Here is a 15,848-nt window from a genome sequence, read left to right as displayed (position 1 = left end):
GTGATGGCCGGCGGATCAGGCGCTTACAGGCGCGCCTCGAGCCACGCGGCCAGTTGACTACTGTCAAACGGCCAGCCGCAGACATCGTCCGGATTGCCCAGCCCCACCAGCGGGATGCGGACGGCAAATCGCTCGAGCAGCTGCGGATCATCGGCAATATCCACTTCGCGCAGCCGCAGATCGAAGTGCGACAACTGCGGCCAGATTTCCAGTTTCGCCTTTTCGCAAAGACTGCAGCCGAGGGTCGTGTACAGAATCAGTTCGTTGGCCATCGACTTCAGATCAAGCCCTGATTGCGCGCCCAGAAAAAGCCGACAGCCGCTGCGACCACTAAAAGCCCGCCCATCCACATCCAAGCGCTATTGCCACCATCGGCCACCACTGAGTCGGCAGTTTCGTATTTGCTCCGCTCACCCGTGAGCTCCGCGCTTGCGGCCGGCTCGACACGGCCCGCCGATTTCGCTGCCTCAGCTTCAACCGAGGCGCGCATTTGCGCCATGGAGAGCGCCGGTCGCACCGTGGTCTTATCCAGATCGTCTGCCGGACCCACCACGCTGAAACTCAGCGTATCAAATCGCAACTCATCGCCACGGCGCACACGGGTCTCAACAACACGCTTGTTATTGAGGTAGGTCCCATTGGCGGAGCCCAAATCAATCACGAACAGCAGCCCGTCACGCACTTCCAGGCGCGCGTGTCGGCGAGAAAGGTGAGACAGGGAAAAAGTGATATCACACTCGTCGGAACGCCCCACCACATTGGTTTCCCGCACCGGAAATACGCGGCCGGCAATAGCGGGATGGTTGGCGCGCAGTGCCCAGGCGATACCAGTGGAAGCTGCACCTGCCTTAAGACGGGTCACTTTCGGGTCGACGACGGACAGAATGCGCCCACCGATCTTGAGCTCATCGTTCAGTTTCAGAGGACAGCGGCCTTGAACCGGCTTTCCATTGACTAAAACCTGACCACTGCCAGCCAGATTGTGTAATGTGAGCCGATCGTCATCCACAATGACCTCGGCGTGCAATTTTGCGACGGATTCGTCGGCGATGGTTAAATCACAATTGCCCGCACGGCCGATGGTCACTTTTGGCGCTACCAACCACACACTTTGGCTGGCATCCTTGAGATCACAGAGCTTGAGCATGGATTCTTTTCCTTTGCCGGGCCGGCAATGGCTGAGCGCCAGAGGTCGCCGGACAGGGTTAGCGCGCCCGGAACTCATTGACCGGGCGCAGGTTCATTATTGGTACGGTGAGTTTATCACGCAGATTTTCATTAGCGTGTGATTCGGTTTGCAGCTTACAATGGACGTTGGCTCTAATATGGCCTCAGCGCCATACTCAGTTGTTGCGGCGTCTCCGGACGCGACATGGACGAGATTACCGGCGGCGAACGCGCCCTCCCAGACCGCGCCGCCCCGGCCTGGTGCTTATGTAATTCACCGGGTAATTCAGAATAATAGACAGGTAGTTGCACGCCAGTGAGTGAAACCAAAGTACGCGAAGTATCGCGGCACAGCGGGACAGTCGAACACCCCGGCGGTACCCGGCGAAGCGCCGGCGCCACACACCCGGGATATAAACGCGAGCAGAATGAAGACGCCTACTGGGCCGACGAGGAGCGCGGTATCTGGGTGGTGGCGGATGGCCTCGGCGGCCACCAGGCCGGCGAAATTGCCAGCAAGACGGTGGTGGAGGAAATCCAGCGCTCGGCGGCGACCGACCGGCACTACGAGAGAGCTCTGCAGCGGGCCCATGCCCTGCTACTCGGCGACGAAGGCAACACCGCCAACATGGGTTCTACTGCAGTGGTGGTGGCGGAAGATGGCGCCTATTTCCACGTATATTGGGTCGGCGACAGCCGCGCCTACCTCTGGTCTCCCGGCGATGGGGACGGCCAACTGAAACAGCTCACCAGCGATCATTCCTACGTGCAGATGCTGGTGGATTCTGGTGCTATCAATTCGGTGGAAGCTGCCAGTCATCCCAACCGCCATGTAATTACCCGCTGTATCGGCGGCAGTACCAATCCCAAGTTGGAAATCGATCGGGTTTCGGCCCCCTGGCGCAGCGGTGAGAAACTGTTGTTGTGCAGCGACGGGTTGAGTGCAGAAGTGGAACCCGAACAGATCGCCGCAGTGCTAGCCGCAAACAGCGATAACCGCCGGGCTGCTGACCTCCTGGTGGGCGCAGCACTCGATGCCGGCGGCAAAGACAACATTACCGTGCAGGTTATCGATGCGCCGACACCAGCACCGACTGGCGCGCAGAAATGGATCTCGCTCACTGGAGGCGCGTCGCAGTCTTCCGCACAGGAAAGACAACCACTGCGCAAAATAGCCCTGGCGATTTGTACGCTTGTCGCCGGTGTCGCGCTCGCAGCCTGGCTGCTCGGTAATTACTGAATCACGGGAAAGCGTTTAAATGGAAGTCGTTACCAGCGGTACAGCTCTGGAAATTCCCGGCTATCGTATCCTGAAGAAAATCAATCAGGGCGGCATGTCGACCGTATACCTGGCGATTCAGCGCAGTGTTGGTCGCCAGGTGGCGCTAAAGGTGATGTCACCGGTACTCAATGCTGACCCGATTTTCAGCGAGCGCTTCCAGCGCGAGGCGAATATCGTCGGCCAGCTATCACATCCGAATATTGTCGGCATCCACGATATCGGCCGCTACCGCAGCCTCAACTATATCGCAATGGATTACATGCCCGGCGGCTCCGTTGCCGACCGCCTGGCCAAAGGCATTATGGAGCCCCTGGAGGCACTGAATGTCACCCGACAGATCGCTATGGCCCTGGATCACGCCCACGGCAAGGGCTACGTCCACCGGGACCTGAAACCGGAAAACATCCTGTTCCGTGAGGACGGCTCCGCGGTGCTGACCGATTTCGGTGTCGCCCGCGCAGTGGCGCGTACCACACGCATGACCAACACCGGTATGGTGGTGGGCACCCCGCACTACATGAGCCCCGAGCAGGCCCGCGGCGCCGCCATCGATGGCCGCGCCGACCTCTACAGCCTTGGCGTGGTGTTCTACGAAATGATCTCCAGCGCCGTGCCCTTCCAGGCGGATGAGGCGGTGGCCATCGCGATCAAGCATCTTACCGACCCTATTCCGCGCCTGCCGGCCCGCCATTCGCTGTATCAGAATCTGGTGGACCGGTTCCTGGCCAAGGATCCCGACCACCGCTTTCAGCGCGGGCTGGACGTCGTCGATGCCATTGACCAGCTGCTCGCCGCGCTGGCGGGAAAACCGGCCGCACAGACCACACAACTCAATAATACCTCGGTACGCGTGTCGAGCCTGTTGCGCGCCCTGCTGATGACCCTCTACGGCACCATCAGCGACAAGATCGCCCGCATCTGGGCGCGCTGGCGTGACAAGCCGCTGAACGAGCATCACCCGCGCGCCGAACAGGCGACCATCATGCGGATTCACCAGGTGATCCAGCAGGCGCCGCCGCGCAAGCGCCGCCAGTGGCTGTTCACCGGTCTGGTGAGCGTCTCGCTGCTACTGGGCTGGCTGGTATTCAGCCTGATCAGTTTCAAACTTCACTGGCAATCGGACGACAGCCTGCTGGGCAGTGCCACTCGCTTCACCGCACAACTGCTGCTGCCGGAACAAGAAGCTGCCCCTGTGGCAGCGGAAGCGCCGGCAGCGGGTGAAACACCCGCAAGCCAATCCACAGCAGCCCAAACCAGTCCGGCAGAAACAGCGGAGCAATCTCCGACGCCTGTGGCCAGCGCTGCAGGTCCGGTGGATAGCGCGGCCAAAAGTCATCAGGTAGCGGCTGAAGCAGTTAGCGAAGAGGTGGCTGCAGCCAGCAAGGAAGAATCCAATAAAGAAGCTGCAACAGAAGCAACAGCCACTGACGTAGCAGCCGCTGCGGAAGCGACCCCACCAACGGAGGCCGCAGAAAGCCAAGATTCGCGTCCTGCGCTTTTCAGCCTCAATGTGCGCCCCCAGCCAAGCAATGCCCGGGTACGCATCATGAATATCAACCCTCGCTACCAGCCGGGTATCGAGCTTGAACCGGGCCGCTACGATCTTGAAGTCAGCAGGCCCGGCTATTCCACCGTGCGCCGCTGGGTCACCATTACTGACGCCGACCTCGCGGTACCGGTCAAACTGAAACGCGCCTATTACGGTGGCAAAAAAATCCGCTCGCCCCTGCGCTCCGGCGGCCATGGCCCGCAGATGATCGTGGTCAAGGCCGGCAGTTTCACCATGGGCAATAACAAGCGCACTTTCGCCCGGCCGGAACACCGCGTGCGCATTGGCAAACCTTTCGCGATTTCCACCCATGAAATCACGTTTGCCGAATACGACCGCTACGCGGATGACACCGGCGCTGCCCTCCCCGGTGATGCGGGCTGGGGTCGCGATAACCGACCGGTAATCAACGTAAGCTGGCGCGATGCACAGAATTATGTGCAGTGGCTGTCAAAGCAGACAGGTAAACACTACCGGCTGGCCAGTGAAGCCGAGTGGGAATATGCGGCGCGCGGCGGCACTTCCACCCCCTTCTGGTGGGGCGGCAAGGACCACGACGGCAAAGCGAACTGCCGCCGAGGCTGCAACAGCGAGTTTAACGGGATTTTCACCGCCACCAGCGCACCGGTAGGCCACTACCGGGCAAATCCGTTTGGCCTCTACGATACCGCCGGTAATGTCGCTGAGTGGGTGCAGGACTGCTATCTCGGCGACTACAGCAAATACCGCCGGGATGGGCGCCCCGTAGTCATCGGCAATTGCAACCTGCGCGCGATCCGCGGCGGCTCAATGCGCGATCCCCTCAACCACGTGACGTCTGACTACCGCGCGGGGCTGAGTGAAAACACCATGTCGACGGAGGTTGGTTTTCGCGTGGTGATGGAACTCGACGGTTAAGGGATCCACTCACATCGACAAAGGGCTTCCGATGAAAAAACCCGCCCTGATACTGCTGTCGACTCTGGTTGCCACCGGATGCAGTGGGGTCACTTTTAAAAGCAATCTCGGGACCTACACCGCGGGGAAAGTCGTTGCTGCCAGCGTGAAAGAATATTCGCCCGTTGAAATTGGCAGATACGACGCAGACTCGCTGGGAATGGTTGAAGCCAGCGAATGCCAAAAACACGTCGACGAGCCCGAGCTGACCAATGCTTTGCTGGTTCGGAAGCTAAAAATTCGGGTACATGATCTGGGCGGAAACGGCGTTGTTGTCGAATCATGCAGCCGAGTACCGTCCGGCGCCTGCACGGATTATATGGAATGCCGCGGCACCGCCTACGCGGTGCCCTATCGCCAGTCCCGGCCCTAGCCCCTAAGCCTCCGGCAACACAGCCCTCGCGTGGCCCGAGTCAGCGGGCCACAATTTTCCAGACATTGTGAATTTTCGGATTGCGCTGGAAATCCCGGTCGAGCAGATCCAGCTTTTCCACTACAAACTCTTCCGCGACATCCCCATCCATTTTGAAACTGCGCAGATTATTGGAAAACACCAGCGTGCCGCCAGGTGCCAGCAGCGCCATGCACTGGCGAATCAGTATGCCGTGATCCCGCTGTATATCCAGCACGCCGCGCATTTTGGCGGAATTGGAAAAACTGGGGGGATCCAGGAAGATCAGGTCGTAGTGACCACGCCGGTTCTGCTGGGCCGATTCCAGCCACTGCAGGCAGTCCGCCTCCACTAGCTGGTGACGGTAGGGGTCCAGGTTATTGCGGCGGAAATTGCGCGCACTCCAGGCCTGGTAGGTTTTGGACATATCGACACTGGTACTCTGTTCACAACCACCCAGCGCCGCCTGTACTGTGCCGGTGGCGGTATAACAGAACAGATTGAGCAGCTTCTTGCCCCGCGCGTGCTCGTGCAGATACTGGCGCACCGGCCTGTGGTCGAGGAACAACCCCGTATCCAGATATGCTCGCAGGTTCACCTCCAGCTCCGCGCCGTATTCGCGCACCCAGAAGGAGTCGCTGCCCTCCTCCCGTTTCTGGTACTGACTGCCGCTGGCCTTGTGACTGTGCCGGCGACGCTCCTTGATACAGATCTGGCGCTGCGGTATTTCCAGAACCACCTGCACCGCCCGCACCAGATCGCGCAGGCGCGCTCGCGCCTTGTCTTCGGCGATACTGGCCGGCGCGCGGTATTCCTGCACATGGGCGAACAATTGCCCTTCAATGGAGCGATAAAGATCCACCGCGGCAGCGTATTCGGGCAGGTCAGCATCGTAAAGCCGGTAGCAGTCGATATTGCTTTTCTTGGCCCACTTACCGGTGGTGCGCAAATTCTTGCGCAGCCGATTGGCCACCATCTCCGCTTCTGCCGACAACCGCGGGGCGCTATCAACGCGGTCACCCTGCTGCTCCCGCACATGGAACAGCAGCAACTGGCTGGGGATGCTGCCGTTATACATCTGATACTGCTTGTGAGACCGCAGGCCAGTGGCGTGCCCCAATTCCGGGTTGCCGGTGAATACACCCGCCAACCAACCCGGGAATTCCTTTTTCAACTGGCGACCAAGCTCAGCATAAGTCTCGCGCAACGCCTCCTGCTCTCCGAGACGCTCGCCGTACGGCGGGTTGGTCAGCACGAGGCCCGGCTTGACCTCCCGGTGGCTCGGCACTTTGAACGCAGCGACCGGCCGGCAGCTGACCCGCACCTGTCGCTCCAGTCCCGCCCGGGCGATATTGGCCTCCGCGGCAAACAGGACTTTGGCATCGGCGTCGTAGCCGCGGATCTCCGGCATTTCTCGCTGCAGACCCGCGCGGCGGCGCTCCAACGCCTCCTCGCGCAGTTTCAACCAGATATCGGACTGGTGATTGAGCCAGCGCTCAAAGCCAAAATTGTCGCGCAGCAGGCCGGGGGCGATGTCCGCGGCCATCATCGCGCCCTCGATTAAAATAGTGCCGGAACCGCACATCGGATCGAGCAGCGCACCGCCCTCCGCGGCGATCTTTGGCCAACCCGCACGCAACAACAGAGCAGCGGCGAGGTTTTCTTTCAGTGGGGCCGCGCCGATATGGGTGCGGTAGCCGCGGCGGTGCAGGCTGTCGCCGCTGAGATCGATGGCGATATCCAGCTTGTCCCTGTGCAGGCGCAACGCCACCGTCAAGTCTGGATGCTGCTTGTCCACTTCCGGTCGCGCTCCAGCCTCCCGCCGCAGGCGGTCGACGATGGCGTCTTTCGCCTTCTGCGCCCCGAACTGGCTGTTGCGGATTTCGCGGTTGGTGCCGGAAAACTGCAGCCACAACCTACCGGACGGATTGATGTGCTGCTCCCAAGGAAGCGCCGCCACCGCGCGATAGAGATCCTCCGCATCGCCAATCGGTTCCTGCGCCAGGCGCAGCAACACGCGGTTTGCAAGTCGACTCCACAGACAGCAACGATATGCCAGCTCCAGCGTACCGTGAAAATACACTGCTGCGGGCTGTTCGCGGGTGTCTGTCGCACCGAGTTCGCGCAACTCCTGGGCCAGCAGCCCTTCCAGACCTTTCGGGCAAGTGGCAGTAAATTCCAGGCTTTCAGCAATAGGGTCCATCAAAAACTCTTTCTCTAAACAATGGCACCTGCGCACCGGCACTGGCGGAGGTATCAAATTCTTTCAAAAGTCGCATCTGGTGCGACATTATTTCAAGCGCTGCACAGTGATGTGCCAGAGGCGCCGGCAGGCAGACATCCGGAGCGAGAGATATCCGGCCGATCGATAACAGGAAGCGCTCGACCTCCAATTACTTTTTGCTCTAACGAATTCTGCACTCATTTCCATTTGCGATAAAAAGAAAAACCAGCAGAAATTTTTGGCGCTAGACAAGTCCGCTGGCACCTACCGTTCAGTCCAAGTGGCAATCGTATTGTCATATTCACTAAGCTTGTAGAGAAGGCCCCCAACAAGAGCACGATTGACAACCACCGACCAGGAGCAGAACCCCCACACGCGGCAGCGTCCGCACCACTACAAACAGATCAAGTACTGCACAAGAGGTACTGCATAATATGAAACGTCAAAAACGCAACCAAGCCGATAGAGCATTCTACAAGGGCTACCTTGCGGCGATGCACAACAAATCCATGGACAGTTGCCCGCATGCCAACGGCGACTCTCACCAGGAATGGGTAAACGGCTGGCGCGAAGGACGCGAAGATTACTGGACTGGACTCGATGAGACCACCAAGGCGCAGAAGCTGGAAATTTATCGCGCCGTCTCCACCGACATTAAGTACCCGGACGGGTGGAGCACCATCTAGCGAACGACAATTCCCGTTTTATACGGCGGGCAGCGCTTTTCACCGCAAAGGCCGCACTCCCCTCCGTCAAGTCAGTGAGTGAATCAATGGGCTGGGAGGCTGACCTCCCAGTCCATTCATTACTGCAATCAGCTTTTTGATCCGCTACGACGTTCCAGAGCAATAGCTTCTGCCGCCTCGCGCACCAGTTCCGGGCCGCGGTAGATAAAGCCCGTGTAAATCTGTACCGCAGTCGCACCAGCGCGGATTTTTTCCGCCGCACTTTCGCCATCGAAAATACCACCGACACCGATAATCGGAATACGTCCACCCAGCTCTGCGGCCAGCTGTTTAATGACCTCGGTGGACCTTTCGGCCAGCGGCTTGCCGCTCAACCCGCCCTCCTCGTTGCCGTGGGGCAAAGTGGCGACGGATGACTTGTCAATCGTGGTATTGGTCGCAATCACACCATCGATCTCAAATTTGCACAGCGTCTCGGCAATCTGGGCGATGGCCTCCGCATCCATATCCGGCGCTATCTTTACGGCCACCGGGACGTAGCGATCGCTGGACTGAGCCAACTGTTGCTGCTTTTCCTTGATGGCCCCCAGCAGCCTGTCGAGGCTGTCGCCGAACTGGAGGTCCCGCAGCCCCTTGGTATTCGGGGATGACACATTCGCAGTAATGTAGTCCGCGTAGGGGTAGACCTTGTCCATGCACAGGCAGTAGTCGTCGGCGGCGCGTTCCACAGGAGTATCAAAATTCTTGCCGACATTGATCCCGAGGACCCCACCGTAGCGCCGGCGCTTGACGTTCTCCACCAGGTAATCAACGCCCCGGTTGTTGAACCCCATACGATTGATAATGGCTCCGGCCTCTTCCAGCCGGAACAGCCGCGGCAGCGGGTTGCCCGGCTGCGGGCGCGGCGTGACGGTACCCACTTCCACAAACCCGAAGCCCAGCGCACCCAGACCGTTAAAGGCCTGGGCATTCTTGTCCAGGCCCGCTGCGAGGCCCACCGGATTCGGCAGGGTGAGTCCCATCAGCTCCACCGGATCATCGGCAACCGGCTTCGCCAGTAGCGACGCCAATCCGAGGCGCTCGGCAGCGCCGATAGCGTCGAGAGAGAGGTGATGTGCCCTTTCCGGGTCGAGCGCAAACAGTGCTTTGCGCAGGTATGAATACATGATTTCCCTTAAATCCGTCGAACTAACTACAGTGCGCAGGCGCTCCGCGATGCCGCGATCGAAATCAGCAATGTCCTGATTTCGACCGCGCTCCCGGGCCTCAGCCCGCGGGCACCTTCGCTATTCCGGCAGCGATTCCTGGTCCGCTGTCGCGTTGGCGAGATACATCAACTCGCGCAGCGCCACGGTAAACATTGCGAAATCGCCGACCGGTGCCGCTTTCAGCTCTGCAAGCAGACTGTTCCAGCGCTGGATAGCGGGCGCCATGATAGCGCCCCAGCGGGTCATTGCGCCATCGACATCCAGGCCGGATTCGCCCGCCAGTCGCAGAATATTGACGGCAAGGCTGGAGAGCTGGTTGTCCAGATCGTCCATACTGGTTTCGCGGGCCTGTGCCTGCCAGAAGCTCTCCACGGGCAGATCGATGATCTGATTGCCGAACCAGTGCAGGTCCAGCTTGTCGGCGAGCCGGAAATAGATGCTCGCCACCTCTTCCACCGGCCGCGCACTGGCCCGCGCGGACTCGGAAATACCCAGCGCCGAATAGAGATAAGTGGGCGATGCTGCGAGAAGCGCAACCGGCTGCGGCACTTCCGCCTCCAGCAGGTTCTGGTAGCGGGACTCCCACTCGCGGAGCGGTTCGCCGCTCAAGACTTCCGGCAGCGCCTTGATCACACGCTGCACGGAATCCTGGAACAGATCCCGGTGTTGCGCCGGATCCTGCTCGCCGCGGCGATTGCGCACAAACCAGCGGGTCGCGCGGCGCACGCGGCCGATCATGGAGTTGGTCAGCTCTATCTGCAGGCTGGCCGGCACCTTGTAGTCCAGGGCCGCCACTTGCTCCAGGAACTCATCCATCAGGTAGACGTCGCGTGCACTGATATAGGCCGCGGCCACCGTGTTGATATCGGCTCCGGTAGCACCGCTGATGCGGTGATAGAAGGTGATCCCCATATTGTTGACCAGCTCGTTGGCCACCTGGGTCGATACGATCTGGCGGCGCAACGGATGGTCGTAAACCATCTCGCGGTAGCGCGCTACCAGCTCCTCCGGGAACGCCGACTCCACGGCCTCCTGCACTCGCGGGTTGTCGATAATCTCGGCGTTCAGCAGCTCCTCTTTGAGCTTTACTTTCACGTAGGAGATAAGAACCGACAGCTCCGGACGTGTCAGGTACTGCCCCTTGTTCTGCCGCTCGATGATCTGCTCATTGTCTGGAATGAATTCCAGCGCCCGCTTCAGCCGCCCCTCGCTCTCCAGCGAGTTGATGGTCCGACGGTACTCATCTAGGCGCTCCGCCACCTGGTATTCGGCCACGCTGAGCGCGCGGGTCTGGTCGTAGTTGTTGTGCAACACCAGATCGGACACCGAATCGGTCATATCCTCCAGCAGCTGGTTGCGCTGCTTGTCTGTGAGGTCGCCGTTGGTGACCACCTTATTGAGGAGAATCTTGATATTCACCTCGTGGTCGGAACAGTCCACGCCGCCGGCATTGTCGATAAAGTCGGTGTTACAGCGGCCACCGTTCAGTGCGAACTCGATGCGGCCACGCTGGGTCATCCCCAGGTTGCCCCCTTCCCCGAAAACCTTCGCGCGCAGTTCGCTGCCATTGATGCGCAGACTGTCGTTTGACTTGTCACCCACCTCGGCATTGGATTCGGTACTGGCCTTGACGTAGGTGCCGATGCCGCCGTTCCAGATCAGGTCTACCGGCGCGCGCAGCAATGCACTGATCAGCTCGTTCGGGTTCAGCTGGTCGGCCTCGATAGCGAATGCCGCTTTCATTTCCGGCGATATCTTGATGGACTTGGCCCGCCGGTCGAAGATACCACCACCTTTTGAAATCAGCTTCTGCTCATAGTCCGTCCAGCTGGACCGCGGCAGCTCGAACAGGCGCTTGCGCTCCTGGAAACTGGCAGCGGCATCCGGGCTTGGATCGACAAAAATATGCAGGTGGTTAAACGCCGCCTTCAGGCAGATGTGTTCTGACAGCAACATGCCGTTGCCGAAAACATCCCCGGCCATATCACCGATGCCGATAACCGAGAAGTCTTCCTTCTGGACATTGACGCCCATCTCGCGGAAATGGCGCTGGACAGAAACCCAGGCACCGCGGGCGGTAATCCCCATTTTCTTGTGGTCATAGCCCTGGCTGCCGCCAGATGCAAAGGCGTCGCCAAGCCAGAAGTCATACTCAGCCGCGATACCGTTGGCGATATCGGAGAAGGTCGCAGTCCCTTTGTCCGCCGCCACAACCAGATAGGGATCGTCGTCGTCGCGACGCACGACCATCTCCGGCGGCACCACTTCGCCATCCTTCAGGTTGTCGGAGATATCCAGCAGACCGCGGATAAAGGTCTTGTAGCAGGCGATGCCCGCCTCCATCATTGCCTCGCGGCTGTTGTCCGCCGGCGGCTGGCGCACGACGAAGCCGCCCTTGGCACCACTCGGCACGATCACCGCATTCTTGACCGCCTGCGCCTTCACCAGGCCCAGCACTTCGGTACGGAAATCCTCCAGCCGATCGGACCAGCGCAGACCGCCGCGCGCCACTTTGCCACCGCGCAGGTGCACACCCTCGACCCGCGGCGAATAGACAAAGATCTCGAATTCCGGGCGCGGCTCGGGAATACCGGGGATATTGCGCGGGCTAAATTTGATGGAGATGTAATCTTTCGGCTGGTCGTCTTCGCCGGGCTGGAAGAAGTTGGTCCGCAGCGTCGCCAGGATCAGCTCGAGATAGCGACGCAGCACCTGGTCTTCGTTCAGGTTGTCGACGCCGTCGAGCCCTTCGTGAATTTTCTTGATCAGCCGCTCGATGCGGGTCTGGTCCTGCTTGCTGGTAGTGATCCGCGGATCGAACATGGCCCGGAACAGGGCTACCAGGTTGCGGGTAATCTCCACGTGATTGGCCAGGGTTGCCGCAATATACGGCTGGCTCGCGCTGAACTTGGTCTGTTTCAGGTAGCGGGCGTAGGCGCGCAGCATGGAGACCTCGCGCCAGTTGAGGCGCGCGGCCAGAACCAGGCGGTTAAAGGCATCGCTCTCGGCCACGCCGTTCCAGATCGCGGCGAAAGCATCCTGGAACAGGTTGCGTGAGGCCTGGGCATCAACGCGCGTGGGCAGGCCGAACTCCAGGTGGAACTCGTGCATCCACACCTCACTGCCACCCGCCGGACGAATGGTGTACGGGAATTCACCCATCACGCGCAGACCGAGGTGCTCCAGCACCGGGATTACATCGGAAAGCGTGAGCCCCCCGCCCCAGTTAAACACCTTGAACCGCAGGCTGCCGGGCGCCGCGCCCACCGGCTGATAGAAACTCATCGCGACGCGATTGGTGGCATCCAGTTCCTGAATCGCAGCCACGTCCTGTACCGCGATCCGCGGTTCAAAATCTTCCCGGTAACCCGCCGGAAATGCGCGACCGAAAGTACTGTAAAGGCGGTTTCCCTCTTCCTCGCCATGGCTTTCTAGCAGAGATTTCTGGAAAACATCTTCCCAAGAGCGGGTAATATCCACTATCTGCGCCTCCAATTGCGCTTCATTAATTTCCACCGGTTCGCTGGGTGAAACGCGGAATACAAAGTGCACCCGGGCGAGAATGGATTCGGAAAAGTAGGTGGTGAAATCGGATTCTTTGGCCTTGATGGCCTTGGCAATATGCGCGCAGATTTCCTCGCGCACACTACTGTTAAACTGCTCACGCGGCACGTAGACCATGGCAGTTACAAATTTGCCGAAGGGATCTTGGCGGATGAACAGGCGAAGGTGTGCCCGCTCATTCATGCTCAGCACGCCCATGACGGTATGGAACAATTCCTGAGTACTACTCTGGAAAAGCTCATCGCGGGGGAATGTATCCAGGATACGGCGCAGTGCCTTGCCATCGTGACTATGCGGAGCCAGGCCGCTGGATTCCAAAACCGAGGCCATCTTGCGACGGATGATCGGAATCTTCACCGGGCTCTCGGTGTATACGGGCGAGGTGTAGAGCCCCATAAAGGCAGACTCGCCGATCACCTCGCCTTTCGCATCATAGCGCTTGATAGTGACGTAATCGGAATAGGCCGCGCGATGCACCCGCGACTTGACCGATGACTTGGCAAAGGTGAGGAAGTTGGGCCCCTGGTAGAACTTTTGCTTACCCTCGTTAAAGGCATACTCTGGGGTTGGCTCCGCGGTTTCTTCCAGTTTTTTGAAAATACCCAGGCGGCGCTGCTCGACCTCGCCAAGGACTTTCTTGTCCCCCTCCTGGGTGAACTCGTACTCGCGGTAGCCGAGGAAAGTGAAATTGCCGTCGCGCATCCACTGCAGGAACGCACAGGCTTCCTGCAGGTTGGCGTCGTCTTCAGCCAGACCGGTGTGCAACTGGTCTTCCATTGCACTGCAGGTGTCGAGCATCGGCACATAGTCGTCGACGACCAGCTCCACATCGCCGAGGACATCTTTCAGTGCCGCTGCCAGATTGGCCGCGTGGCGCTCTGAGGTATCCAGGTTGATTTCGACGTAGATCAGCGCCTCGCCGGAAATAGACGCATCGTTTTCGTCTATCGTGTGGTGGCGTGGCAGCAGTTGCTGCAGTTTGCCGCGCTTGTCGCGCCGCACCTGCATCACCGTACTCTTAATGGAGTGGATAACCGTATCGCGCCGGTTGATTTCTATGCGTACCGAATCCACCAGGAACGGCATATCCCGCTGCAGCACGCCAACCACTGTATGGGAACACTGCCAGCCATCGTCTTCCAGGCGCGGGTTAAACACGCGCACTTTGGGCTGGTCGCCGGGGCGCTGCTGGATAAAATTCCACCAGCTGTAGATACAGCCGTACACGTCCACCAGCCGCCGACCTGCCAGATCTTCCAGTGGATACTGGTGCAGAAACTGCTCGGCAAATGCCACTACAGGCTCTGCCTTGTCTGCCAGCTTGTCACGAATCAGGGCGCTGACCTGCTCCACCAATTCTTCACGGCTGTCGGTAATCACCGTCGCCACATTCACGGAGAACCTCCAAAATCCAATTTTTGTACCGTTCGACTCCGGCTTATCCAGACTCGAAAAACCTTTTTCAGTTTCCCCGTACCGCCAATTGGCCGGCACGAAAAATATATTTGCAGCTTTCACCCCGCCGTCGACATGGCTGGGGTGAACTTAATGCCAAGTCAACTGTCTATCGTGTGCTTCGCGGTTGCCTCTCGGCATTGTGCCGCTAAAATCAACACGCCCACCCCCGTGGCGGCGACTATATATAGAAGATGATAGGGCACCCCGAAAATTCGTAACGAGCGGTCGGCTGGTGGCGGCCGCCAGGCCGGGAGCGGCGCGCCATGCGCGAACCTTCCGGACAGCGCCGGATGCCGGCGATAGATTTTCAGGGGAGTGTGGTAGATAGCCGCCTAACGGGAAAGCGGGAGAAGAATCATTTTCAACAGAAGTGACACTATGGAAGCAAACCAGAATATCCGGGAGCAGTTGACCTCCCTGGGCGGATGGTTGGAACAGCAGATCATTGGCCAGGAAACCCTGGTGAATCGCATCCTGATCGCCCTGCTGGCGGACGGCCACCTGCTGGTGGAGGGAGCGCCGGGCCTGGCAAAGACCAAGGCGATCAAGACGCTGGGCGAGGCTGTTGAAGGTGATTTCCATCGCGTCCAATTTACGCCGGACCTGTTGCCGGCGGATATTACCGGTACCGATATCTACCGACCGGAAACCGGAGAGTTCCACTTTCAGCCGGGACCTGTGTTTCACAACCTGGTTTTGGCCGATGAGATCAACCGCGCGCCAGCCAAGGTGCAGTCTGCGCTGCTTGAAGCCATGGCCGAAAGGCAGATCAGCGTTGGCCGCAAGACCTATCCGCTGCCCCAGCTTTTCCTGGTGATGGCGACACAGAACCCTATAGAACAGGAAGGTACTTATCCGCTGCCAGAGGCACAATTGGATAGGTTCCTCATGCAGGTGAATCTTGCCTATCCGGGTGCCGACGCGGAAGCGAAAATTTTGCGGTTGGCCAGATCCGAGGCAACCCTTGGCGAAAATCGCCCTTCCGAAGTGATCAGCCAGGAAACCATTTTCCGCGCCCGCCAGGAGATCCTGGAGATGCAAATGGTGGAAGCGGTAGAGACCTATGCTGTCCAACTTGTCATTGCTACACGCGAGCCGGCGAAGTATGACAGCGAGCTGGCATCCTGGCTAGATTTTGGTGCAAGCCCCCGGGCCACTATCGCCCTGGATCGCTGCGCCCGCGCCCGAGCCTGGCTCGCCGGCCGCGACTATGTCACACCAGACGATGTCATGGATGTGGCCCCGGACATACTCCGCCACCGCCTGCTGTTGAGTTTCGAAGCCGAAGCCGCCGGCGTCACCGCCGACCAGGTCATCGCACGGTTGCTGCAGCAAGTACCCGCGATCTGATGCCCTCCCGAACCACAGAACGTGTCCGGCGCA

The 15,848-nt window shown here is 59.5% G+C and carries 10 protein-coding genes; 5 read left to right on the top strand and 5 right to left on the bottom strand.

Annotated elements, in window-relative coordinates:
• Window positions 1–23: 23 nt before the first annotated feature.
• The gene (locus tag IG168_RS09000) at window positions 24–272 is read right to left on the bottom strand and encodes a glutaredoxin family protein (RefSeq protein ID WP_193164060.1); all 249 of its coding nucleotides are present in this window, start codon (window positions 270–272) and stop codon (window positions 24–26) included.
• 5 nt (window positions 273–277) lie between these two features.
• Window positions 278–1,147, bottom strand: coding sequence for an FHA domain-containing protein (locus tag IG168_RS08995; protein ID WP_193164059.1), 870 nt, complete (start codon window positions 1,145–1,147; stop codon window positions 278–280).
• A 336-nt stretch (window positions 1,148–1,483) separates the two neighbouring features.
• Between IG168_RS08995 and IG168_RS08990 the strand changes: the two genes are divergently transcribed.
• Genes IG168_RS08990 through IG168_RS08980 form a run of 3 tightly spaced genes read left to right on the top strand, consistent with a single transcriptional unit; the run spans window position 1,484 to window position 5,307 of the window.
• Entirely contained in the window at window positions 1,484–2,407 is a 924-nt protein-coding gene (locus IG168_RS08990; protein WP_193164058.1) for a PP2C family protein-serine/threonine phosphatase, read from the top strand.
• Between the two features lie 19 nt (window positions 2,408–2,426).
• Complete coding sequence (locus IG168_RS08985) at window positions 2,427–4,895, top strand: bifunctional serine/threonine-protein kinase/formylglycine-generating enzyme family protein (protein WP_193164057.1); 2,469 nt, start codon at window positions 2,427–2,429, stop codon at window positions 4,893–4,895.
• A 31-nt stretch (window positions 4,896–4,926) separates the two neighbouring features.
• Entirely contained in the window at window positions 4,927–5,307 is a 381-nt protein-coding gene (locus IG168_RS08980) for a hypothetical protein (RefSeq protein ID WP_193164056.1), read from the top strand.
• Between the two features lie 40 nt (window positions 5,308–5,347).
• Here the strand turns inward: IG168_RS08980 and rlmKL are convergent, their stop codons facing one another.
• Window positions 5,348–7,528: a bifunctional 23S rRNA (guanine(2069)-N(7))-methyltransferase RlmK/23S rRNA (guanine(2445)-N(2))-methyltransferase RlmL gene (rlmKL, locus tag IG168_RS08975; RefSeq protein ID WP_193164055.1), complete on the bottom strand. Its 2,181-nt coding sequence runs from the start codon at window positions 7,526–7,528 to the stop codon at window positions 5,348–5,350.
• A 455-nt stretch (window positions 7,529–7,983) separates the two neighbouring features.
• Here rlmKL and rmf point away from each other — a divergent pair, with 455 nt between their 5' ends.
• Complete coding sequence (rmf, locus tag IG168_RS08970; RefSeq protein WP_193164054.1) at window positions 7,984–8,235, top strand: ribosome modulation factor; 252 nt, start codon at window positions 7,984–7,986, stop codon at window positions 8,233–8,235.
• Between the two features lie 128 nt (window positions 8,236–8,363).
• On the opposite strand, the gene IG168_RS08965 is transcribed toward rmf, so the two are convergent.
• Window positions 8,364–9,401, bottom strand: coding sequence for a quinone-dependent dihydroorotate dehydrogenase (locus tag IG168_RS08965; RefSeq protein ID WP_193164053.1), 1,038 nt, complete (start codon window positions 9,399–9,401; stop codon window positions 8,364–8,366).
• Between the two features lie 120 nt (window positions 9,402–9,521).
• Complete coding sequence (locus IG168_RS08960; protein ID WP_193164052.1) at window positions 9,522–14,402, bottom strand: NAD-glutamate dehydrogenase; 4,881 nt, start codon at window positions 14,400–14,402, stop codon at window positions 9,522–9,524.
• A 441-nt stretch (window positions 14,403–14,843) separates the two neighbouring features.
• Here IG168_RS08960 and IG168_RS08955 point away from each other — a divergent pair, with 441 nt between their 5' ends.
• Complete coding sequence (locus tag IG168_RS08955; RefSeq protein WP_193164051.1) at window positions 14,844–15,815, top strand: AAA family ATPase; 972 nt, start codon at window positions 14,844–14,846, stop codon at window positions 15,813–15,815.
• Window positions 15,816–15,848: the final 33 nt, after the last annotated feature.

The sequence above is a fragment of the Microbulbifer hainanensis genome, from assembly GCF_014904735.1.
GTDB lineage: Bacteria > Pseudomonadota > Gammaproteobacteria > Pseudomonadales > Cellvibrionaceae > Microbulbifer > Microbulbifer hainanensis.
This window is presented reverse-complemented; position numbering and strand designations above follow the sequence as displayed.

What these genes read in the sequence shown, in the direction of transcription:
- IG168_RS08955 (WP_193164051.1), top strand. Translation starts at nt 14,844, where the DNA reads ATGGAAGCAAACCAGAATATCCGGGAGCAGTTGACCTCCCTGGGCGGA.
- IG168_RS09000 (WP_193164060.1), bottom strand. Translation starts at nt 272, where the DNA reads ATGGCCAACGAACTGATTCTGTACACGACCCTCGGCTGCAGTCTTTGC.
- IG168_RS08985 (WP_193164057.1), top strand. Translation starts at nt 2,427, where the DNA reads ATGGAAGTCGTTACCAGCGGTACAGCTCTGGAAATTCCCGGCTATCGT.
- IG168_RS08965 (WP_193164053.1), bottom strand. Translation starts at nt 9,401, where the DNA reads ATGTATTCATACCTGCGCAAAGCACTGTTTGCGCTCGACCCGGAAAGG.
- IG168_RS08995 (WP_193164059.1), bottom strand. Translation starts at nt 1,147, where the DNA reads ATGCTCAAGCTCTGTGATCTCAAGGATGCCAGCCAAAGTGTGTGGTTG.
- rlmKL (WP_193164055.1), bottom strand. Translation starts at nt 7,528, where the DNA reads ATGGACCCTATTGCTGAAAGCCTGGAATTTACTGCCACTTGCCCGAAA.
- IG168_RS08980 (WP_193164056.1), top strand. Translation starts at nt 4,927, where the DNA reads ATGAAAAAACCCGCCCTGATACTGCTGTCGACTCTGGTTGCCACCGGA.
- rmf (WP_193164054.1), top strand. Translation starts at nt 7,984, where the DNA reads ATGAAACGTCAAAAACGCAACCAAGCCGATAGAGCATTCTACAAGGGC.